This is a genomic window from Ignavibacteriales bacterium, assembly GCA_026390815.1.
Taxonomy (GTDB): Bacteria; Bacteroidota; Ignavibacteria; order Ignavibacteriales; family SURF-24; genus JAPLFH01.
In genome coordinates, this window is the sequence record JAPLFH010000025.1 from 42,783 (window position 1) to 66,834 (window position 24,052).

At 34.1% G+C, this 24,052-nt stretch carries 15 protein-coding genes; 7 read left to right on the plus strand and 8 right to left on the minus strand.

All coding sequences use genetic code 11. The features are described 5' to 3' along the window. Positions 1–111 precede the first annotated feature (111 nt). A complete protein-coding gene (locus NTX22_08820; GenBank protein MCX6150610.1) occupies positions 112–3,267 on the minus strand; it encodes a DUF5110 domain-containing protein in 3,156 nt (1,051 codons plus the stop codon). A 68-nt stretch (positions 3,268–3,335) separates the two neighbouring features. Beyond that, positions 3,336–4,538 (minus strand): hypothetical protein, encoded by a 1,203-nt coding sequence (locus NTX22_08825; protein ID MCX6150611.1) that lies wholly within the window; start codon positions 4,536–4,538, stop codon positions 3,336–3,338. A 261-nt stretch (positions 4,539–4,799) separates the two neighbouring features. On the opposite strand from NTX22_08825, the gene NTX22_08830 reads away from it, so the two are divergent. From NTX22_08830 to NTX22_08845, 4 genes are all read left to right on the plus strand, one after another. After that, positions 4,800–5,096: a hypothetical protein gene (locus tag NTX22_08830; protein ID MCX6150612.1), complete on the plus strand. Its 297-nt coding sequence runs from the start codon at positions 4,800–4,802 to the stop codon at positions 5,094–5,096. 72 nt (positions 5,097–5,168) lie between these two features. Beyond that, complete coding sequence (locus NTX22_08835; protein ID MCX6150613.1) at positions 5,169–5,843, plus strand: response regulator transcription factor; 675 nt, start codon at positions 5,169–5,171, stop codon at positions 5,841–5,843. Beyond that, on the plus strand, positions 5,844–7,277 hold the full coding sequence (locus NTX22_08840) for an ATP-binding protein (protein ID MCX6150614.1): 1,434 nt from the start codon (positions 5,844–5,846) through the stop codon (positions 7,275–7,277). A 317-nt stretch (positions 7,278–7,594) separates the two neighbouring features. Then, positions 7,595–11,854: a PAS domain S-box protein gene (locus NTX22_08845; protein ID MCX6150615.1), complete on the plus strand. Its 4,260-nt coding sequence runs from the start codon at positions 7,595–7,597 to the stop codon at positions 11,852–11,854. 298 nt (positions 11,855–12,152) lie between these two features. On the opposite strand, the gene NTX22_08850 is transcribed toward NTX22_08845, so the two are convergent. The 6 genes from NTX22_08850 to NTX22_08875 form a co-directional block, all read right to left on the minus strand. Continuing rightward, positions 12,153–12,860 carry a response regulator transcription factor gene (locus NTX22_08850; protein MCX6150616.1) on the minus strand — a complete coding sequence of 236 codons (708 nt, stop codon included), beginning with the start codon at positions 12,858–12,860 and terminating at the stop codon, positions 12,153–12,155. Then, positions 12,823–15,690, minus strand: coding sequence for a triple tyrosine motif-containing protein (locus NTX22_08855; GenBank protein ID MCX6150617.1), 2,868 nt, complete (start codon positions 15,688–15,690; stop codon positions 12,823–12,825). Before NTX22_08855 ends, NTX22_08850 begins: the two co-directional genes overlap by 38 nt. Positions 15,691–15,970: 280 nt before the next feature. Then, positions 15,971–17,887, minus strand: a complete 1,917-nt coding sequence (gene pepF, locus NTX22_08860; protein MCX6150618.1) for an oligoendopeptidase F — start codon at positions 17,885–17,887, stop codon at positions 15,971–15,973. A 59-nt stretch (positions 17,888–17,946) separates the two neighbouring features. After that, positions 17,947–19,119 (minus strand): alpha/beta hydrolase-fold protein, encoded by a 1,173-nt coding sequence (locus tag NTX22_08865; protein ID MCX6150619.1) that lies wholly within the window; start codon positions 19,117–19,119, stop codon positions 17,947–17,949. A 94-nt stretch (positions 19,120–19,213) separates the two neighbouring features. After that, positions 19,214–20,686, minus strand: coding sequence for a nuclear transport factor 2 family protein (locus tag NTX22_08870; GenBank protein ID MCX6150620.1), 1,473 nt, complete (start codon positions 20,684–20,686; stop codon positions 19,214–19,216). Positions 20,687–20,790: 104 nt separating this feature from the next. After that, entirely contained in the window at positions 20,791–21,375 is a 585-nt protein-coding gene (locus NTX22_08875; protein MCX6150621.1) for a YdeI/OmpD-associated family protein, read from the minus strand. A gap of 181 nt (positions 21,376–21,556) precedes the next feature. Between NTX22_08875 and NTX22_08880 the strand changes: the two genes are divergently transcribed. From NTX22_08880 to NTX22_08890, 3 genes are read left to right on the plus strand one after another with little or no spacing between them, the layout of a single operon-like run. Continuing rightward, a complete protein-coding gene (locus NTX22_08880; GenBank protein MCX6150622.1) occupies positions 21,557–22,654 on the plus strand; it encodes a histidine kinase in 1,098 nt (365 codons plus the stop codon). Next, a complete protein-coding gene (locus NTX22_08885) occupies positions 22,644–23,369 on the plus strand; it encodes a LytTR family DNA-binding domain-containing protein (protein MCX6150623.1) in 726 nt (241 codons plus the stop codon). Before NTX22_08880 ends, NTX22_08885 begins: the two co-directional genes overlap by 11 nt. 8 nt (positions 23,370–23,377) lie before the next feature. Beyond that, on the plus strand, positions 23,378–23,962 hold the full coding sequence (locus NTX22_08890; GenBank protein MCX6150624.1) for a GNAT family protein: 585 nt from the start codon (positions 23,378–23,380) through the stop codon (positions 23,960–23,962). Positions 23,963–24,052 lie beyond the last annotated feature (90 nt).

Consider the following 24,052-nt stretch of genomic DNA (forward strand, 5'->3'; position numbering starts at 1 on the left):
GTTTACTGAACCGGGGGCGAAAATATGAAATTTGGGGGAGATGGTTTTTCAAATTAATTATTTCCTCCCTCCGGTAAGAGGAAGGAAATGAATAAAACTATAAGTCTTTTATTATTTTATCAAAACCTCCACCGGAAACAGGCATTCATAATTTATTTTAAACGCCCATCCTCCGCTGCCCTGCGATATTTTAACCAATAACATATTGGTCCCTTTCTTTAATTTTGCCATCACTTTATCTGTCTGATCTTCTACGCCACGGAAAGCATTGTTGGAGTGAATTTTTTCTTTGTTTAACCAGATTTCAACTCCATCATCAGAATTGACGTTGAAGACTATTACCTGTGCTTCTTCTGATTTTAGATTAGCTGCAGCATATGCAATACTGTTTTCCTTATCGAAATAATTGTTAATATTTATAAGCGGGCTGCCTTCGCATTTAACTTCGCGCCATTTTATTGTCTCGCCTTTATCGGCAGTGTAAGAAGTACCAGGATTGAAATCTTTCTCTGGTCCATAAACAAAATCGGAAATATTTTTTGAAGGATCAAAATAAAACGGTCCAACAATTTGCCAATTACAGATGTATGGGATTTTCTTTTCTAGAATTCTTGACATAGTGAAGTGCTTTCCGTTTATAAAAAATTTTAATTCTGCTTTTCTTGTAATTGGCAAACTGTTGGCAGAAACTGAGTTGATAGAAATAACTTTGCTTTCTCCTTTGCCCAAATTGAATTGTTCTTTGATGACATCTTTGCTATCGGTTTTATTTTCATCCACAATTTTTATTTCAAATTCAGAATCAGCAATTGATCCAGGATTTTTCACTATTGTAATTCTGTTTGAATCCTCAACATAAAAAGAAACTCCACTTAATAAGGAAATCATTCCTTCTTTTTTATCTTGATCCTGATCTTGATTCTTATCAATATATCCTTGCAGAATTTCTTCTACCGGTTTTTTAAAATCAATCTCATCAGTTAATCCTGATATTCTTTTCTTTTCGGATTTCTTCTGCACAATCGAGTAATCGATTTCCTTTGCATTAAGACTTATTGTTATTGCTTCCTCAATGGATGTTTCTGGAATCAGGACTTTATTTGAAAAATTCTCTTCATCACATTCAATCTTAAAAGACTTTCCGTTTACAAAAGCCTCCTTTGCTTTTTGCAAGCATGGGAATTCAATCGCATAACTTCGCTTTAGTAATTGTCCTTCATATCTTCCTTCGGTTGGAAATATTTTAACCTGGTATTCATTTCCTATCCGTAAATATTGAATTTTTGTTGTAGCAAATTTTCCTTTTTGATATTCCTGCGAGATTCCGTCATCCTCATAAAGAATAAACTCGCCGCTCTTTCCATCTTCTCCCGGATAAGTTCTAACAACAAGCTCTTTCAACGGTTCCGTTGTCATCCGCTGAGTATAAGGTTGAATCGGTATAGGAATACCTCCTTTGGCATAGAATGGAAACTCATAAATATCTGCCCAAACGGTTTGTGTCTTTTCGTCTCCGGTATACTTCTCTCCGGAAAACCAATTATACCAAATCCCTTTTGGAAACCACACTTTTTGATTTGCGAGATTATTTTTACCAATTCCCGGTTGCGTAATTGGTGCACAAAGAAAAGCCTCACCAAAGAAATATTGCCGTGGTGAATGATATGCCTCTTCTTTTTCAGGATATTCAATATACATTGGTCGGTTCAGCGGAATAGATTCATTGCACGATTGCCAAGCACTTGAATAAATGTAGGGAAAGATTATTGATCGAAGATGAAATGCTTCCCGCATAGAACTAAGAAATTTTTCTTCAAAAAGCCATGGGCGCTTATCCATAGTTTTATCGCGGGTAGAATGTAACCTGAGCGCTGCAGAAGTTGCGCCGAATTGTATCCATCTTGCATTTGTTTCCGGATTTATTCCTCCCCAATGGCCACCGATATCATGCGACCAGAAAAAACATCCAACATTTCCCGCTGTAGAAGTAAATGGAATTTCAAACTCAAGCATTTCCCAGTGGGAAGAGGCATCTCCTGAAAAATGAATTGGATGTTTATGATCTCCCCATCCACCCCAGCGACTGAATGATATTCCCCGCTTGTTATCCTTCTTTGCATAATTGAAGTAATAATTATTCAACCACTCAAGGTTTTTTAAATCTTTATTGCCGAGAGTAAATTCAAACTGCTGCCAATCGAGCCACCAGAAATCCACACCTTGCTTTTCTAAAGGAAGATGAGTGTTCTTAAAAAGATTATCTAGATATTTTTTGTTCGAAGCATCATAGGGAATTGTTGGTAATTTATCTTTGGGAACGTTAGTCAGATCAACATTCATATCCTTCATAAAATCTTTGTAAGCATCTTCATGCGGCTGCACACCTTGTGCGGGATGAAGATTAAGGGTTACAAATATTTTTTTTTGATGAAACCAACTAAGTAAATCTTCTGCATCCGGAAGCAACTCTCTGTTCCAGGACCAGCCGGTCCAACCTGCTCGATGCCAATCCATATCTAAAACCATTATATCAAGAGGAAAATTATACTGCTCATATTCCTTAACTAACTGGCGGTAATCATCTGATGAGTAGGGCCAATATCTTGAGTACCAGGAACCGAGAGAATATTTTCTTGGTAACGGCACTTCGCCGCCAATTTTTGTAAATGATTTTAACGCAGCTTTAAAGTCGTTACCATAAGCAAACAAATACCAATCTATGCCACTCCCTTCCAGTCTGCTTGCAACCCAATCCTCTGTCAAAATAGGTCGCTTCGAATCATCCAGCAAAAACCAACCATCCCGAGAAAGAAGTCCATCATCAAGCGGAACTTTTCCTTTAACAGCATCAAGAGTTCTGATTGTACCACCAAGATTTCCAGCATTCACTTTTCCTGGAAACCATTTTACCTGTTCGTTTCCTTTATTGATAAGAACTTCCAGATTTTCAGGAGCGAATGATTTTCCATCTTGTTTATAGACCAGCTTAAAGCGCGATGTTTCTATAATGGTTTTTCCAATTTCATTTTTTGTATTGAAGCCGGCAAAGTTAGTATTCCGGTTTGCAGCAAAGAGTGATGGAGAATCAATAAATTTTCCTGATTCAGAAAATTCTAACCGAATACATTCCGGGCTTATAACCGTAAACCGCACTTTTCCATCAACAACTATTTTATCAGACGCTTGTTGTGTGTAAATATTTTCCGTGCCGATAAACGCCAATAAAACCAAAAGCAAAATTAAAAAGTTTGTTTTGATAGGTATCAATTTTGTTCTCCAATTTATTTGTTAGAACTATGTTATTATCGTCCGCTTAGAAAGTCGGACTTGAAAAACTATTTATAATTCGGAAGCATCGGCACATCCGGGTTTACATCCGGACCAAAGAATTTATAAATAATTAAATTTTTATCACCTGTGTTAAATACTTCTAATTGTTGGATCGCTCTGTTGTGGCATACGAGCAACTCATCATTATCAAAATTTTCTCCTTCGATTTCAACTCCACCATAAATTCCCTTGCCGCGCCATACTAATATATTGTAAGCTCCGTTATCCTTACAAATAAATTTTCCATTCGGGCAAACAACCAATCTTTTTCCTGAAAATTTTTGTGTGTTATAGAATATCCAGGATTCTTCCCCACCTAAATTCTTAGTCTCTTCAATCAGTACAGGTGGAGTATGCCGGTTTTCATAAAAATATGGATCACCGCTTACTTGCCAGTTTATCATATCAAGAATAATTTTCTCGCCAAATTTTTCTCTATCTCCTTTCCGAACATCTTTAAATAATAATTCTTTAGAAATTATTTTTCCGCCCGTGTTCGCTTGCAACATAGAAAAAACATCGGAATCTTCCTGAAGCTCAATTGTTAGCGCAGTACCTGGTGCGTGAAGCGTACCCGATGGAACATGAAAACCATCACCCGGTAATTGTTTGTATGCCCGCGAGTGTTGAAGAATTGCATCGTCTTTCCATTCTATTAAATGTGGAAGAAGTACATCATATTTTTTCTGTTGAGTAATATATGGATGAACTCCAAAAAATGTTTCAGGATGTTTTCCCATTTCAACATCTTCAGGAAAATAGTAAGCTTCTTCTTTGGAATTGCATCCAACTAATTTTGCATGTTCCTGCATTTGATGAATATGATATGGCAGTCGGTATTCATAATCAAATATTTTGGGCAGCCGCCCTAATCCGCTATGTTTTGACGAATATTCTTCCCCCACAATTGATTCGGGAGCAATCTCAACCGCTTCCTTAAGAGTAATTATATTTCCAGAAGAAAATTTTATAAAACTTAATCCTTCATCCGGAACAGAAATTTTATTATCAGCTTTTGTTGTAGAACCAATCCATCGTTCACAAATTCCACCACGTTCGCCAAGTTCATACATTTCATTCGGCAATCCCAGCCTTCTTCCGGGTGGAAGAAAATCTCTGGCAACCCAGGCTGGTTCCAATCTAAGTATACCATCCGTCATCTCAATTTCTGCTTCAATTAATTTTCTAATTTCATCTTTTCTTTCCATTTATGCTCTCCAATGCTATGAATCTAATTAATCTATAATTCCTGTACTCAAATTAAAATTTAGGTGTATTGAATGCAACAGAATGAAGCAATTCTTTTGGAAAGCGTATCATCAAGAAAACTATGTTGAGAAAATAAGTCCCCACATTCATTTAGTGAAAGATTAATTATTATTAATCTTTCCTTAAGATAAAATTAATGTTCATATACTAAGTTTCATTTGTGAGTTTAAGATTTAACATAAAAACAAAAGGAGAAAAAAATGAAAATTAAATCTTTGGTCTACTTGGTATTAGCTGCTTTCGTATTTGTAGCTTTCAATAATACCTCTGCGCAGGACAAGGTAACAAAAACTCCTGTAAAGAAAGTTGAACAAAAAATTGCAGCTAAAGACAAGAAAGTTGCAGTTGAAGAAAAGAAAATTGCAGCCAACGATAAGAAAGTTGCAGTTGAAAAAAAGGAAGTAGTTAAAAAGAAAGCTGTTGTTAAAGGAGTTAAGAAAGCTCATCACAAAAAAATGATGAAAAAAGAAGTAGCTCCGGAAGCTGTAACTAAGTAAATATTTCTTTTAAATAGTATTGCTTAAAAAGGAGAGGTTTTAACTCTCCTTTTTTTTTAATATTTTTTTCATATGAAAATTTTGCTTGTTGAAGACGAAAAAAAGGTTGCTTCATTTATTAAAAAGGGATTGGAAGAAGAATACTATTCGGTGGATGTTGCCGAGGATGGTAAAGCCGGTCTTGATTACGCTTTTACTAATGAATATGATCTATTTATCTTTGACGTAATGCTCCCTTATAAAAATGGAATTTCTATTGTAAGAGAAATAAGATCTCATAAAATCACTACGCCCATTTTACTCCTTACTGCCAAAGATAGAGTTGAAGATAAAGTTGAGGGTTTGGATGCCGGCGCTGATGATTATCTTACAAAACCCTTTGCCTTTGAAGAACTGCTTGCCAGAATAAGATCCTTGCTTAGAAGAAAAGAAAGAGAGCCATCAATCCAGCTAAAAGCCGCTGATTTAATTTTAGATACTCAAACTCATAAAGTAACCAGGAATAATCGGGAGATAGTATTAACACCACGAGAATATGCCATACTTGAATATTTGCTTAGGAATAAGAATAAAGTAATTTCCAGAACCAAATTAACAGAACATGTTTATGATTATCATTTTGACCCCCAAACAAATGTAATTGAAGTTTACATTAATAAACTGCGTAATAAAATAAACAAAGACTATGAAAATCAGTTATTATACACCGTACGTGGAATTGGTTACATTATAAAAGACAGCGATTAAATGATGCTGGCACAATTAAAATATTCTATTAAGACTACACGATTTAAAACTACAATTTGGTATTCCATGCTTTTTCTTGCACTGGAAACGCTGATTGGTTTAATCCTTTATTTCCAATTACATTCCAATTTAACTAAACAATTGGATAACTCATTAAGCCGGCAGGCGGAGGCGATTTATATTTTAGTTTCGCAAAGCAAAGTTGATATGACCGATTTCAAACCAGATTCCATTTACAGCTCTACGGATGAATTTGTTTATAACCTGATTTATGAAGCTGTGGTATTCAATCCTCGGAATACTTACGTACAAGTTCAGTTTAAAAACAAATTGATTTATAAAACAGATAATCTTGAGAATATCAAATTGGAATTCCCTGGGATTAACAAAAAGAAAACAGGCATTACAGTATATAAGGATCAGCGTATATCCACTTTACTTATTAGAGCCGCTTATCTTGAAAAAGGAAATTATAAAATTATAGTTGCATATCCAGATAAACTGATAGAACAAACGCTGGATAACTTTATTGATATTTATGTTATTCTATCTCCAATCTTTTTTATTATTGCTGTGTTAGGAGGCTTTTTAATATCAGCAAAAGCTCTTTCAAGAATTGATTCTATAATAGCAAAGACAAATGAAATTACAGCGCAAAATTTAAATGAAACAATTGAAGGAGCGGAATTCAATGATGAATACGGACGGTTGGTTAGAACAATGAATGCGATGGTGCAAAGAATTAAAACCTCCATTGATTATATGAATCAGTTTTCTATTTCTGCTTCTCACGAACTCAAAACTCCACTTACAATTTTGCGGGGTGAAATTGAAGTAGCGATGAAATCGGCAAAAACAGTTGAAGAATTCAAATCTGTTTTATCAAGCAACTATGAAGAAACAATTAGATTAACGAAAATTGTTGACCGGATATTTTATATATCAAAACTTGATAATGCACTGATTTCAATAAAAAAAGAAACAGTAAGCTGGCTTGAATTTCTTGAAGAAACAATTTTGCCACTTGAGATTCTTGGTAAAGAAAAAAAAATGAAGCTTGTGCTTGATATTGACGCTGATACCGAAATTGAAATTGATACTGAATTAATGAAGGAGGCATTAAATAATTTAATTGATAATGCAATAAAGTATGGCGATGAAAATCAACCAGTAATTGTTAGAAGTGTGCTTGTAAATAACCAGGTAAAGCTTGCCGTTATCAACAAAGGGACAGGAATACCCGCAGAAGAAATCCCCAAAATCTTCGATCGGTTTTATAGAATAGAAATATCCAGAAGCCGGTCTACCGGTGGTGTTGGATTGGGCTTGGCAATTGTTAAATCAATTATAAACTGGCATAATGGAAAAATCGAAGTAATTTCTGAATTAGGCAAAGAAACGCAATTCATAATTACTCTGGAAATAAAAAAGTAAAAGTGAACTTCATTCCAACGTTTTCTTTGGTTCTGTTATTTAATATGGAGCAATTGGTTTCTACAAGATTTACCTGAATACAGGCGGAATGGGTTTGCAAAAGATAGAATCATTTAAATAATGTGGCTGGTTCGGGGAAAAAAAGAATCTCTTTTGTTCAAATTGAAGGAGATCATTATCCCCAAATAAATATCGCAACAAATTTTAGTTTTAAAATTGATCGAAAAAGTTCATTGGATTAAGAAAGGCTGCAAATGCTCTTCAGTTTTATTAGAAATATCCGATAATTAATCATTTAATAAACTTCCGTTTGAATTATGAATTTTTTCCGTTTTTGCTCCAAGCTTTGGCTGTTTTTTAATAAAGGAAAACACACCGCTGTTAACTTTAATGCGGCAGTAATATTATTTGTTTTATTAGTTACTCACTCAATTCATTCACAAAGTTATTCTGTACGTACTTACACCGTTGAAGATGGATTACCGACCAACTTTGTTAACGATGTTGCCCAAGATGAATCCGGCAGAATGTGGTTTGCAACCGAAGTTGGTGTTTCCGTTTATGATGGTTATAGCTGGAAAAACTTTGACGAAAAGGATGGTTTGCCAAACACTGAATATTACAGATTAAAAATTGACCAAAAGAACATTGTATGGGTTATCTCATCTTTTATTAACGGTAATATTGCAAAATATGAGTACAATAAATGGAAAATTTCCTCGGGCTTTTTGAGTAAGCCTAATTCAAAAATATCCGTGCGCTCTTTTGATGTTTCCTACATAGATAACATACCACAGCTTTGTTTTGGAACTACCAATGGAATTTATCTTTTCAAAAATAATATATGGACACACTTATCAAAAGAAGATGGGTTATTAGATAACAACGTTTATACGGTTAAGTTTTACCAGGGAAAGTTTTTCATATGTACTCAAAAGGGTATTTCAATTTTGGAGGGGAATAAAATTGACAACAATTTAAATTCATTGATAAAGGCACCTTCCAATCAAATACTTTCAATTGATTTTGAAAATAAATCTACCAATGAATCAATTTATTGGCTGCTTGGAAAAGGCTGGATTGGCTCTTTAGAAAATAATAAGTTCAAACTGTTATCACCAAAAATTCCTATGACTTTTTACCCTTCAAGAATACAATATTTTTTGCTTAATGATGAAAGAGGCAGAATTTATTATGGAAATGAATTAGAAAAACTTTTTATTGAAAAGAAAACGGGAAAATTAAACACGCTTGGTTTAGATAATGGTTTTATTAGTAATGGCGCCTCAAACATTTTTCGCGATCGCGAACAAAATATATGGTTTCCTTCTCCAAGAGGAATTGATTTAGTTAGTAGCTTAAGATTTCAGAACTATTTCCTTTCAAATGGTTTACTCGAAAATGAAGTTACGGCTATTTTAGAAGTTGAGCCGGAAAAATTCATTCTAGGACACAATCTTGGTTTTACAATTTTAGAAAACGAAAAGTTCAAGTCTTTTTCTTTGAAAAATATTATTAAAGGAGATCCCATCTCTCCGCGGGTTTTAGATTTAAGTAAAGATCGCACAGGAACAGTTTGGATGGCTCTATCTTACCTTGGAGTTGGAAAATTAAAAAAAGATGGCTCATTCGAAATATTAAAACACCCTTCCAATACTCAATTTACTTCCGTTCTTGCAGATCCAAAAGGAAATATATGGGTGGGTTCTAACAATGGATTATTTAAAATAGCAAATGACAAACTTGTATTGGCTACTGACGTATCTCCTTATAGTATATCACTAAGAAAACTATTTTATAATGGTGATGGAGAAATAATTGCCACTTCTACCGGGGGGCTTTTTATTTTTAAAAATAATAAATTCAAAAGAATACTTTCCAAAAGTGATATGCTTAACAGCAATTTTTCAATCCATAATTATTCTAAAGGAAAGAAATTAATAGGAACCGTTCGGGGTTTAGCTGTTTTAGAAAACGGTACATTAAAACCATTTAAAGAAAACAACCTTGAGATAAACAAAAAAATCTTTTTTATTATACAAGACAAAGAAAAGAATTATTGGTTTGGCACCAACGATGGCGTCGTTAAATGGGATGGTGTTGAATCAAAGCGATATAGTAGAGAAAATGGACTATCGGGAAGTGAAACAAATCGTGCTGCAGGAATAGTAGATTCAAATGGCAGAGTCTGGATTGGAACTGATCGTGGTTTATCCTGCTATCTTAAAGAATATGATTACCCGGCACCGGTACCGGTTCCACAACTTTTGTCTATCGAAGATCATAATGGAAAAAACTTTTCTGCTATGTCTGAGCTAAGTTTTAATCACGACAATAACACGCTATCATTTCATTATAGAGGAATTTCGTTTATTAATGAAAAACTGATCCGTTACAGAGTAAAACTGGAGGGATTTGATAACAAATGGCAGGATGCGATTAATAATGTTGTTGTTAGGTATACAAACTTGAAACCAGGGAAGTACCGGTTTTCATTCGAAACAAAAAACCCGATGGGAGAATGGAGTAAAACAACTAGTTCCGCAGAAATAACAATCCGCGGTGCTTTCTATAACCAATGGTGGTTTTATTTAATTGTTGTTGTTTTATTAGGACTCATTTACTTCTGGGCATACATATTCCTATCCCAAAAAAGATATAATAAAAAACTGTCCGGTGAAGTAATAATAAGAACCAAAGAGTTAAAAGAATCGGAAGAAAAGTTTAGGACACTTGTTCAAAATGCACCCAACTTCATTTGCACTTTAAATAAAAGCGGGGAAATTTTATTCCTAAACAAATCTTACCCGGGTTACTATAACCAGAATATTATTAAAACAAATATCCGGGAATACATTCCCGTAGAAAGGATTGGAGAAGTAGATCAGATTCTAAAAAAAGTGTTCGAACAAAAAATTGTTTCCAACTTTGAAATTAATATAAAAAATGCCAATGGAAATGATTTGTGGTTAGAGAGTACTGTTGGACCTGTTGTAACAGGAAACCATGTTGTAGAGGCAATTGCTATTATTACAAATATAACCGAACGGAAACAGGCAGAATTAGCACGGCGAGAAATTGAAGAACGGCAATCAGCAATTCTGAACTCTATGCCAATCGTTCTATACACAGCAGAAACCCCCAGCCCATATGATGCAACATGGATGACTGACAATATTCAATTAGTAACGGGATTTTCGGTTGACCTTTTTTTGAATCAACCATATTTCTGGAGTTCACGGGTCCATCCGCAAGATAAGGACAGAGTAGAAAAAGATTTTCAATCTTTACGTGAAGGGAAAAAAATGGTATTAGATTATCGGTGGAAATGCCAGGATGGTTCATACAGATGGTTTTTGGACAGCATCCTTCCGAAGCCAGTTGTTGAAGGCAAGTGCGTTGAATACTTTGGAATTTGGTTAGATATAACCGAACAAAAATTGGCTGAAGAGCGATTGCAGAAACTAAATGAAACGTTTCTTAGGTTTGGTGTTGATCCAATAGAAAACATCAATCGTCTTGTTGAGCTTATCGGTAATCTTTTAAATGCAACGTGCGCATTCTATAATCGTATAATAGATGGCAAATTAATGGCTCTTGGTTCCTGGAATATTCCGCCGGATTTTAGTTATACAGATAAACCAGAGGGACATATTTGTTACGATGTCATTAAAGGTCGCATACCCTATCCCTTCATTATCCGTAATCTTGATAAAACCCCATATGCTTTAACTAATACCAATATTCCGCGTTTCCAATTAAAAACCTATATGGGTAAACCAATCAATTTTGGTGGCGAAATAGTTGGTTCACTATGCGTATTTTTTCAAAAAGATAAAGAATCTACAGAAGAGGAATTAAATCTTTTAGGAATAATCAGCTCGGCAATTGCGGTGGAAGAGAAAAGGAAAAATTCCGAGGAGCTTTTGTTAAAATCTTTACGCGAAAAAGAAATATTACTAAAAGAAATCCATCATCGGGTAAAGAATAATTTACAAATAGTTTCATCTTTGCTTTTTTTACAGGCAGATAAATTAACTGATAAAACTAATTTTGCAATTTTTCAGGAAAGCCAAAACAGAATCCGGTCTATGTCCTTAGTTCACGAAAAACTTTATCAATCAACAGATCTTTCAAAAATAAATTTTTCTGAATATGTCAGAAGCCTTGTAATCTATTTATTCCGCTCATATAGTTTTGCTGAAGGAACTATTACTTCCAGAATAAACATTGGAGATCATTTCTTAACAATTGATAAAGCAATTTCTTGCGGTTTAATCATTAACGAACTGATTTCAAATTCATTAAAATATGCTTTCCCTGCCAATATAAAGATGGAAAGAAAAAAAGAAGTGACTATTGCTTTGATAAAGGAGCCGGGTTTAATTTTCAAATTGTTGATTGAAGATAACGGAATTGGATTGCCGGAAAATATTGATCTACAGAATAATCCAACCACACTTGGTTTAAGATTAGTAAATATGCTCGTTTTACAGCTCGATGGAAAAATTGAAGTTGATTCCAGCAATGGAACTAAATATAAAATTGTTTTTTCTGATTCTAATCAGAAAATCTAAACTAAAGTTTATAAATAAACCTCGGAGATGAGGGCTCCGAGGTTATAAGGAGTGTAGATATGAGGACATTTGCTGTCGGGATTTCAGCAAAATTTTTATAAAAATTTATAAATGATAAAACAACATTGAATATCAAACAAAACAAAAAACCTTCAAGGCTCAACATATGTAAGCTGGCATCATTTCACCACTGCATTAATTGAGAGATTTCAACAAATAAAGAACATTCATTTAAACAGCCACAACATTAATTGATAGTAACGGTATTTATTACTATTCCACTTAAAAGAAAAACAAATTAAACGATCCCTTCCTTTAATACTTTTGCAACCGCCTCTGCTTGTGTATGAACCTGGAGTTTTATATAAATATTTCTAAAATGAAACCGTACGGTTTCCACACTAATAAATAATGAATCAGCAATTGCTTTACAGCTCAATCCATCAACCAAAGATTTTAGAACTTCCTTTTCTCTTGAAGTTAGATTATAATCTTTTCCAACAGCCTGTTCAATTTTCTTTTCCTGGAAATATGAAATTACTTTTCTTGCGATGTTTGAGCTCATTGGAGAGCCGCCTTCGTATGTTTCTCTTATCGCTTCAATTAATTTTGAAGGAGAGGTCTGTTTTAGTAAGTAACCGCAAGCCCCGGCACATAAGGCGTCAAAAATGTGTTCATTTTCTTCGTGGATTGTTAACACTAAAATCAAAATATTCGGATAAAGTTTTTTCAATTTTTTTGTTCCTTCAATACCGGTCATACCAGGCAAACCAATATCCATAAGCACAACATCCGGCAAAACTTTTTCAATACGTTCGAACATGCTTTCACAATCAGAAAACACTGCGGCGCAGCGCAATCCATCTGTTCCATTTAAGAGAATTTTTAAGCCTTCTCTTATTTTCTGGTTATCTTCAACAACTACAACTTCAATCATATTTTTCTCATTTTGATTTGCAAAAGAATTTTTAAACGACCCGCCCAACGAATTTGATTGATGTACCATTTTGATTTCCTGATTCTATTATTAAATTACCGCCAATTTTTTTTGCCCTTTCTTTAATATTGGAAAGCCCGTTTCCGTTTGTGCTTCCATTTGTTCTTATTCCAACACCGTTATCCTTAAGTAAAACTTCCAGGTTATTATTATTCATCCTGGCAGATAAAATTAGTTCTGAACAGCAACTATATTTTAAGCAGTTGTTTATACCTTCTTTAAGTATAAGATATAAATTCTGGCGGTATTCCATCGGAAGAGTAATATTTTTTAATAATTCAATATTTTCTGTTTTAAATGAAATTTCCTTTTGATTAAAAATTTCTGCGAAGGAATCGTTGAGCCGCAAAATCAGATCCCGCAAAGAATCCTGTTTTGGATTAATCATCCAAATAATATCCCGCATATTGGAAATGACGTTACGGGATTCATTACTAATCAAGTCCAGGTACTTCTTGGTTTCTTTTTCCTCACCTTTCAATTTGTTTTTTACAACTTCGCTCATAATTGATATTTCTGTTAAACTTGCACCAATGTTATCGTGTAAGTCAGCCGCAATTTTCAATCGCAATCTTTCAATTGATAACAATGATTTTACCCGGTAAGTGATTAGAAATGCTGTTGTACCACCAACCAATAAAATAACAATCGTAATAAACCACCACCTCATCCAAACTGGTGGCAGGATTAAAAAAGAAACAGAAGCTATTTGGCTTGAATATCCCCATTCATTCCGTGCTTTCACCTGGAAAGTATACTTACCAGGATCCAAATTTGTGTATTGGACAGAATTCTGATCAGTAGTTCGCCATTTATCCTCAATGCCTTTTAGACGTAAACTGTATATAACTCTTTTGGGTGATGAAAGAAGTGAGCCGAAAAAAGTAAACTTAAAATAATTTTCATTGTAAGAAAACTCCAATGGTTTTTCACTTGTGTAGTTTTTTATTTCCTTATCGAACAAATACATTTCACTAATTCTTATTTGGGGAGGAATTGTGCTGGGCTTTATTCGTTCCGGATTAAAGGAAACCACACCTTTAATTGTACCAAACCAAAGGTTGCCTTCATCATCTTTATATGTTGCACCCATATTACATTCATCACCAGCAATTCCATCATCCGATCGTAGGATTTCTATATTCAAACTTCCTTTTGAGAAATCCAAAATATTTACACCTCTGTTAGTCGATAGATAAATTCTACCGGAATTGTCCTCAACAAGTCCATTAATAGAGTTATCAGACAATCCGCTTGCAGTATTAATTAATTTGATCTTTCCTTTGCTTATAATATTTAAACCTTCGCTTGTACCAACATACAGGTTTCCGTCGCTTCCATTTAAAACTGAAAACACAGTGTTTGTAACCAAACCTTTATCTTTATTCAGGATTTCAATTTCATCTTTATTTAAGATTGTAACACCATTAAAGAAAGAACCAACCACATAAACATTACCGGAATTATCTGTAGATAAACTTGTAATTAAATTATCTCCCAAACCTTCTTTTGTTGTTAGGTTGGTAATTTTACCATCTTTATATATGCTAAGTCCTCTTACTGTTCCAATATATATCGAACCATCAATGTTACTTGTAATAGCTGTAATAATGTTAGAAATAAGTCCATCTTTTCTAGAAAGTATTTGTGTTTTTCCTTTCCGAAGAATTACAACTCCACCGTTAGTTCCAAAATAAATTGTACCGTCTTTTGCTTTATGAATACAAATTATTTGATCACAGCAAATATTCAGCTTACTAAATTTACCATCCTTATAAACCGAGGAGCCTTGTTCTCTTGTACCAAAATAAAATTCCCCGGAATTACCTTTGCAAATTGAAGTGACATTGTTGTTTATCAAACCAAGTTCTTCGTTGAAAGCAATTGTGCGGTACCTGTTTACAATAGCAACACCACCGGAATTCATTCCAAAATACATTGTTCCATCGTCATCTTTATAAATGGAATATATTTTTTCGCTGCTCAATCCATTTTGGTGAACAATTAAATCAATCACTTCATTTTTCCAAAGAATAATGCCATCATCTGTTCCAAGATAGAGAACACCATCATCATCTTCGCCAAGGCAAAGAATATTTTTAAAATTTGCTAATTGCTTTGGATTTATAGTTATGATTCTGTTGTTAGAATAAAAAATAATTTTGTTGCCGGAACTAAAGATCAACTTGTTTTCTTTAGTGCAGAAAACGGATTCTATTGGTTTGTTCTTAAATTTCTTTGAACTAATTAAATTGCGAACATTTCCTTTTTCAACAACAATAATTTCACCGCCTGCTGTGCTAAAGTATATTTTGCCATCCTTACTTTTGGTACCGGAAAGAATATCAATATCAGGCTTTGGATTATGGATTGAATCATTGGTTATTAATTGATCTTTGACCCGGTACAATCCTTTATTGGTTCCAAGGTAAACCTCACCTTCGTCTGATATTTCAATTGCCTTGATTCTTAGTTGAATATCTTTTTCTGAAGAGATTAATCTGGTAATTTTCCCATCACGATAAACTGCGAGACCATCGCTAGTACCAAAATATAAATTACCTTTTTGATCTTCCTTAATCGAATATACAATGTGTCCCGGTAAACCAGTTGTAGCAGAATAATTTTTAAAATTAATTCCATCCCAACGACTTACACCCAGATTAGTTCCAAACCACATAAAGCCATTACTATCTTTGTAAATTACTCTAACTGTAGATTGAATAAGTCCGTCTTCTACACCCAGCATTTTGTGAATTTTAATTTGCGGAATTATTTCCATAGAAATTAATAGAAACAAAAAATTAAATAAGAGTAATATTTTTACAAAAAATTTCATATCTCATTTTGCCGTTTTGGGATGACGGTTTAATCTACACGCTTCTTTTGACGCTATAATAATCAAATAGTTCACAGATGCACATCTGGGAATCTGTAAGTGGCAATATTTGCCTTTAAGTGGTTGAAATGACGCTGTACTTTGGAGTCAAATTTTTTGATAAAAAATCCAAAAGACAAAATCCAAATTTCAAAAATAAAAAGTGCATCCAATCACTATTACAATCGCTAACTTATACTCAAAATTAAATGTTATTTGGAATTTGTCTTTTGGTGATTATTTAAATTCTTCCATCCTTTTTCAACCTTTCAACAATTACTTCCATCTCGGTAACAAGATAATCAAAACGTTTAAAAGCGGCATTATATGGTTCGATTTTGGTCATATCAACACCTGCTTTTTGTAAAAGCTGAATTGGAAAATCGCTTCCACCCGCTTTTAACATTTCCAGATATTTTTCAAGCGCACCTTGTTCGCCGCTTAAGACTTTTTGAACAAGCGCCATCGATGAAATTAAACCGGTGCTATATTGAAAAACATAAAAGTTTAAAAAGAAGTGAGGCACATTTCCCCATTCGCTTTGAATAAAATTATCAACTTGCATTACGCCCTTATTGTGCCCGTAATACGTCCGGGTTAAATCAAGATACAAACTGTCTAACCAATCTGCGGTTAATGATTTTCCAGCTTCAACTCGTTTATGCATGTCCAATTCAAACTCGGCAAATAAAGCCTGGCGGTAGATTGTAGCTCTTGCTCCTTCAAGATAATTATCAATGATATAAAGCTTGAATAAATCGTCCTTTTCATTTTTCAACATATAATCCATTAAAAGATTTTCATCAAACGTGGAAGCTATTTCTGCAATAAAGGTAGCGTAATTGGAGTTTGAGAACGGCTGTTCCTTTGCAGAAAGATAAGAATGAACAGCGTGTCCAAGTTCGTGTGCCAGCGTTGAAACAGCATCATATTCACCATTATAATTCATTTTAATATATGGATGAACATCATAAATTCCCTCTGAATAAGCCCCACTTTCTTTATCTTTATTCGGATAGATATCTATCCATCGTTCGTTAAAAGCTTTTTTCAAAACACTGTTGTATTCAGTTCCCAATGGTTTTAATGCTTCTAACAATATTTCTTCAGCGTCTTTAAACGTATAAAACTTATCTACACTTTTAACACAAGAAGCGTAAACATCTTCATACTTAATTTTTTCCAAACCGAGAAGTTTCTGTTTTAACTTCAAATATCTGTGCAGTGGAGAAAGATTTTTCTTCACGGCATCAATCAACTGGAAATACACCGCTTCATCAATGTTATCACCAAAAAGCTTTGCCTCCAGGCAGTCTTTAAAATTTCTTGCTTTTGCAACAAAAAGATGTTGTTTCATTCCACCATCAAACAAAGCGGCTAAAGTGTTTTCATATTTTTTATGATTATTCCAAAAAGTATGCATTACCAATGCTCTGTCTTCCGGATTTTTTGATGATCGGTATGTAAAATAATTTGCATAATTCAATGCAACTTTTTCACCAGTAGAAAGAGTAATTTCCGGAGCCGGTTTATCAACATCATTTAAAATTGTTGCGGCATCTGCTGTTGAAGAAGAAAACAAGTTGGTTAAAGACATTAATTTTTCTTGTTCGATGGGAAGAATATGCTTGCCGCTTCTAACAACTTGTTCAATTGAAAAGCGGTATGCTTCTAATTTTGGTTCTTGTTTTAAATATTTATCAATTGTTCCATCTTTCATTTTTAAAAGATCATCATTTATAAAAGCCAACTTTACACCAAGCTCTACCTGGATTGATTGAATTTCCCCTTTCATTACCTGGAGAGTAGAGTTGCTCATTTCCATATCGCTCTGGCGCTTTGCATAATTATAAAGCCGTTGAAATTTAAGAATAATTTGATCTGATAGCTGAAACACTTCCAGCATTTTACCGGCTGATTGAGTCCACCCTTTTGATTTTTCTTCAATTTGTAAAATCAATTTTGTTAGATTAATCTTGTCATTTTGCCATGCTTCATCGTTAGGATAAAGATCTTCTATCTTCCATTTATATTCCTCCGGCACATCTTTTCGTTGCGTGGTTGAATAGTTTGGAATATCCTTGTCCTGAGCAATCGAATTGGCGGATAGAAATAAAAGCACAAAAAGAAATGATCGGAATGAATACGACTGCATCATAATTTTTCTCCTGTTTTACTATAATGATTTATAATTTATTTGTTTTGAATAAATTCCTGTTACTTTTTATCTAACTGCTGCTGAAGTCTTTCGAAATTGGTTTTATAAATTTGGGTATTCTGATGACTAACTGCTTTAGCTGCAATATATGCTTTTTCGTAATTCTCCTTTGCTAATTCAGGTTGATTTGATTTTTCAAAGGCTTCGCCAAGACTATCATAAACATTTGCCGAGGCTGAATATAACTCAACATTTTTTTTGAAAACTTTAATTGCTTGTTCATAATCTTGTCTCTGTAAAAAATAGTATCCAATGGCATTCAAATTTATTTCTGAAGGAAATATTTTATATCCATACTTGTTAGACAGTTTTTTATAATGATCAAGAATTGCATCTAATCCTTTTATTGCAACATCATTGGATAAATTCCAATCAGCAAAAATTAACTTTAGACCATCATATAAAGTTAGCAATACAAGCGAACCATGATCCTCGTTTTCCAACAATTTATATTTCCAAATCAAATCCTTTGGAGCTTTCGTCTTAAGAATTTCATTAAACTTTTCCATTGTAGTAAGCAAATCCTGCTGCTCCAGCGAACCAGCAGTGAAATAAATAAATTTATTTAGCGAAGAAAATTTTGGAAGATTGACTGCTGCGTAATCAACTAAATAGTTGTTATTAAATATAACCCAGGGACTTAGAGCAATATAAGAATTAAATAAACCTGGTTGAGTAAATAAAGTATAGAATGTAAACATTCCGCACAAAGAATGTCCGGCAAGTATGCGGTATGGCTGCGTCCTATAATTTTTCTCTACATACGGAAAAAGTTCTTCTTTTAAAAACTTTAAGAAATTATCTGCTCCGCCTGAACCGGGAATGTTCTCAACTTGTGTTGGTGTAAAATCGCGGTTACGCTTAGTATTGGGGATTCCGATAACAATAGTTTCTGGCATCCTGTTATTGCCGGCAAGAAATTGAACCACACCTGCCGTATAATTGAAATGAGTTTCTGCATCCAGCAGATATAGGACAGGGTACTCATTAGTAGAATTGTTATAATTATTCGGAAGGTAAATAAAAATATCCCTTTCTTCGGTTAGGATATTGGAACTAAGTTTTATTGTCTTGCCAATCTCCACATCTTTTTGTGGCTGTGCGATGTTCTTTTCTGCTAACATTGATAAAAGTAAGAACAGAATTATTCCGATTGTTTTTAATGATTTCATTTTCATTTAAGTCCTATAACTAGTTTTTATTATTTTCTCTTTATTGGTTCGGACGTTTATTAATTATTTTCTTTCAAAAATGATCTTTGCTTTTCTAATCCATTTTCTTAATGAAATTTAAAATGAAGTCACTGCTTGGTCTGTCTTCAGTCATTTGCCCAATATATTTGAATTGAAGAATTCCCTTCTTATCAATGATATAAACAGAAGCGGCATTCTGTTCAGAAGTAACTCCATCCCAGAACTTGGTAAATAGCTTTAGCTGCTTAGAGAGTTTTCTATCAGCATCAACCAGAACAGGAATATTATTAGGAGCTTCTCCTTTCTTTACTTCAAACTTTTTGGGGAAATGTTTTCTAACCCATTCTCCATATTCAATCTGAAGTGGATTACTTTGTGCCGGAGGATTTTTTATATTTTCTACAGTCTGTAATACATCTGGAATTTTATCCATCCAATCAGCAATTCGTTCACTGCTGTAAGGCATAACAAAAGCCATTTCCAAATCATACTTCTTTTTAATGCCTTTTTCTTTTTCCAACTCACCAAGTTCTAAATATTGATAAGGACAATATGAGCACCATGCATTTACCACCCATCCACGAGGGAACATCAATAAAACATTCTTTCCTTTATACTTTGAAAGAGTAAATTCTCCGCCGCCGTAAATTGGTAGAGTAAAATCAGGCATCGGTTCCCCAACAATAGCTGGCAAAAGAGGAGCAAGGGTAAGATCTGGTCTGGGTTTACTTACAGTATTAAAAATTTTCCAATCATTTCCACTTTTAAACATCTGAACAAATTCCAAAAGATTAACGGTTTCAACTTTTACAACAGCAAGACCATCCATCGCGTCCAGCACTTCAATCTGAAAATCCCTCGAAGTTTCGTCCAACTTACCAGCTCCTGCAAAAGTATTTTCCACCATTGCTTCAAATCCTTGTCTTCTAATTACAACTTTGCCGGTCTGTTGTAATGGATTATAAGTCACTCTATTAAATTCGGGATCGATTACCATTTCCACACGTTTTGTGTCACCGGAAATAAATCCTTCCGTAAAAGTGCTGGCAGTTTTTATTATAGCTTCTTTTTCATCTTTAGGTTTAAAATCTTTTAATCTTGGGTTTGACGTTCCAGCGGTCCATAGCACATTAACTATTTTCCACTGTCCATCAATTTTTATCATTTGGAGATAGTCATTAAAGTTGGCTGAATTAATTTTAACATTTGCTAAATCCAGATTGATGTCGAGAATCCATACTTGAATGTTTCGCATGCCTTCTTCAAGTTCACCAACTTTTGCACGGGTGTTTTCAATAAGCGTTGAGTAAGTTGAATAAGCCAGGGCGGTTCTGCCGTTTTGTGGCAGTATTCTTGGTGTTGCCTTATTTAAATCCGGGCAGATCGCTTTTTCCACTCTGGCAACATTGCCAGAATAATAACCTTCTGCATAATCCAGTGCTGTTTGTTTGATGGCTGCTGAATCGCTATTGCTAATTTTGTTGCTCTGTGGGAATGAACTTAATGAAATGGACAATAAAATTATTACACAAATAATATTCTTCACTTGATGCCTCCTCCTAAGAAATTTTTTTTTTATTCTTTGTAAAATCCAGATACTCTTTTTGCAGCCAGCTTTTAATGGATTATGTATGTCTATTGTTCCAACATTCATTTCATTCCAAGTTTTTTGTTTTGTTCTAAAAGAACAATTGCTTCTCTGGTTCTTTTCCGGAAAGTTTCTTCCAGCTTTGCATTCATTATCCATTTAACATATGAACTCTTGTATGAGGGTGCGAGATTGTTAAAATTCTCCCAGGCTTTTATATTTTCTTTTAACACTTCTGTTAACTTCTGTGGGATTACCAATTCTTCATTCTTTTCCTGTCTTTTTTTTATTTCTATTTCTTCGCTTAACAAGCTCAAATCTATCTTAGATAATCCCACTTCCGTCATCTTGCCTTCCGCTATCATTTTCTTCATTCGGTTTATATTCAACTTTGACCATCTACTTTTTACATTGCGCGGTGTAAACCTCTGGGCATATTTTTCCTCATCAATTCTGTGAACATTGCTATCTATCCAACCAAAGCAAAGGGCTTCTTCAACAGCATCATTATAATTTACCCCGGGTTTGCCGGAATGCTTTTTATAATAAATCAGCCAGATTTCTTTTAGCTTAGTATGATTTTTCTTTAACCAGTTTCGCCACTTCTGTCTATCTTTAGCGTAATATGTTCTGGTAATTTCCATCATTGATTAATAATTAAATTAGAGTTCTCTCGGTACAATGAATTTGACTAATGTAATCCCCGTAATGTTTCGTATACTTTTACCTTTCAACGTGGCATACAACCGTTCGTAAAATAAAATTTATATATTTTTAACTTTCAATTATATTTACAAGTAAAATTAAAGCTGGTTAAAGTTGGGAATAATGATGTTTAGTACCACGTGGAAAAGCTATTCCAAAGAAAGGAAAAAGTTATTCTGGCTATTTCAATTCTTATTCTGGTTTATCCATTGGCTTGTGAATCTTATTATTTATCCAGTCTTCACTCAAAAGATTTATGAGCTTCTTGATTTAACATTAACTGTTTCGCTGGGATTTTATATTTCCCTTTTACTCCGGTTAATTTATATAAAGTATAATTTTCACAAACAACCTCTTCTAAAACTAACCATTACAACATTAACCATTTCCATTGTTGCTGGTTTTATTTTTGTTTACGGCGGGCTTTTTATAAGCTATGTGCTTTCGGGTTTCAAACACTTCTCCCAAGTAAAAAATCTTTCTGAGTTAGTTCGATATCTCTGGTTAAATTCCTATCCTTTTGTTGTGTGGAGTGCTCTTTATTTTGGTTATAAGATTTGGGAAGAATGGAACGTTCAAAGCCTGATGGCAGAAAAAGAACGCTATCTTGCGCAAAGTGCTCAAATAGAAATGCTGCGGTACCAACTGAACCCGCATTTTCTTTTCAACACTTTAAGCTCGCTCCGTGCACTTATCCGGTTTGATGTTAACCGGGCAGAGGAAATGATAACAAGGATTTCTGAATTTTTGCGCTACTCCCTTTCTTATGAAAACGAAAATGAAGTTCCGCTAAATAAAGAAATTGAAATCATAAAAAATTATTTGGATATAGAAAAAGTACGCTTTGGAAACAAACTTTACGTGGAATTTAGCATCGATGATTTAGCTGAAGATTATCCCATTCCGATTTTTTTAATCCACCCATTAATTGAAAATGCAATTAAACACGGAATGCGAACAAGCGTAATGCCGTTGAAAATAAATATTATTGCATCAGTTATTGAAAACAATTTGTTAATTGAAGTAAACAACTCCGGTAAATGGATTGAGGAATCTTCTCCAATAAAAGGCGATGGTACAGGAAAAGGTTTAGAAAATGTTAGGAAGCGGTTAGAATTTTCTTACCCGGGAAATTATCAATTTGAAATTTTAAAACACAGTGATTCCGTTCAAATTAAAATTGCGCTAAAAAAAGAACTGGTTAAACGAAATGGTAAGTAAATTTAAAGCGTTAATAGTTGATGATGAAGAGCTTGCCCGTAGGGACCTTCGCGCTATTCTTGGTGCATTTGAAAAAGTTGAAGTTGTTGGTGAAGCGGATTGTATTTCATCTGCTTTGGAATTAATTGAAAAATTTAATCCCAACCTTATCTTTCTAGACATTCAGATGCCGGGCGAGTCCGGCTTTGATCTGCTTGATAAAATTGATTCGCATCCATTTGTTGTTTTTGTTACTGCTTTTGATAAATATGCAATCAGAGCATTTGAAGTTAATGCTAAAGATTACCTACTTAAACCAGTAAATCCGGAGCGGCTTACTCAAACCTTAGAAAGAATTGAACTGGAAGTTCCAAATTCACAAGAAGACTTTAGGAAGCTTGAGTATGATGATGTTATTTTTTTAATGTTGAATAACAAATACAAATTTTTAAAGGTAAATACCATTCTTGCCATTACTGCTGCTGCAGATTACACGGAGGTTCACACAACCGATGGACACAGGGGAATTACACAAAAGACAATGAAGGAATGGGAATTGCGGTTGCCCGAAAATTATTTCAGCCGGATCCACCGCTCAACTATTATTAACATTGAACTAATTGAGAACATTGAAGAGTGGTTTAATTATTCCTACCGGATTTACCTGAAAGGAATAGCTAAACCATTTGTGATGAGCCGGCGATATGCTGCAAAGATCAAAAATCTTTTAGGATAAACCTTAATATGTTCACAGAATTAATTTCTGCACGACTTAAATTAAGAAAGCTTTGCAATAGTGATTCAAAGATTCTTTTTGAATATCGAAGTAATCCGGATGTATTCCGCTATCAATCCTGGCAACCCAAAACCGAAAAAGAAATCGATTTATTTATTACAAAACAATTAGTGATTAAGCCTGCTATTCCTGGCACATGGTTTCAGCTTGCGATAACTTTAAAAGATTCCGGTTTGTTAATTGGCGATTGCGGACTTCACTTTCTTTCTAATGATGATCAACAGGTTGAAGTTGGAATTACTCTCTCTCCAGCTTATCAGGGAAAAGGATATGCCTCAGAATCATTAACCACTGTTCTGGATTACTTGTTTTTCCAACTTAATAAACATAGAGTTTATGGATCGGTTGATCCGAGGAATTATCCTTCAATAAAACTCCTGGAAAAAATTGGAATGCGGAAAGAAGCTCACTTTAAGAAAAGTCTCTGGTTCAAAAGTGAGTGGGTGGATGATGTTATTTATGCAATATTAGAAGATGAATGGAAATTAATTACTCACCTTACGCAACCCGATGCGTATAGTTATATTTTTTAGAATTTCATAGCGAAAGAAACTTTGAGATTTTCCAGTTGATTAAAAGCTGCACGATTTGCAGTAAGATACAATTTAGCTCGCAATGCTGTT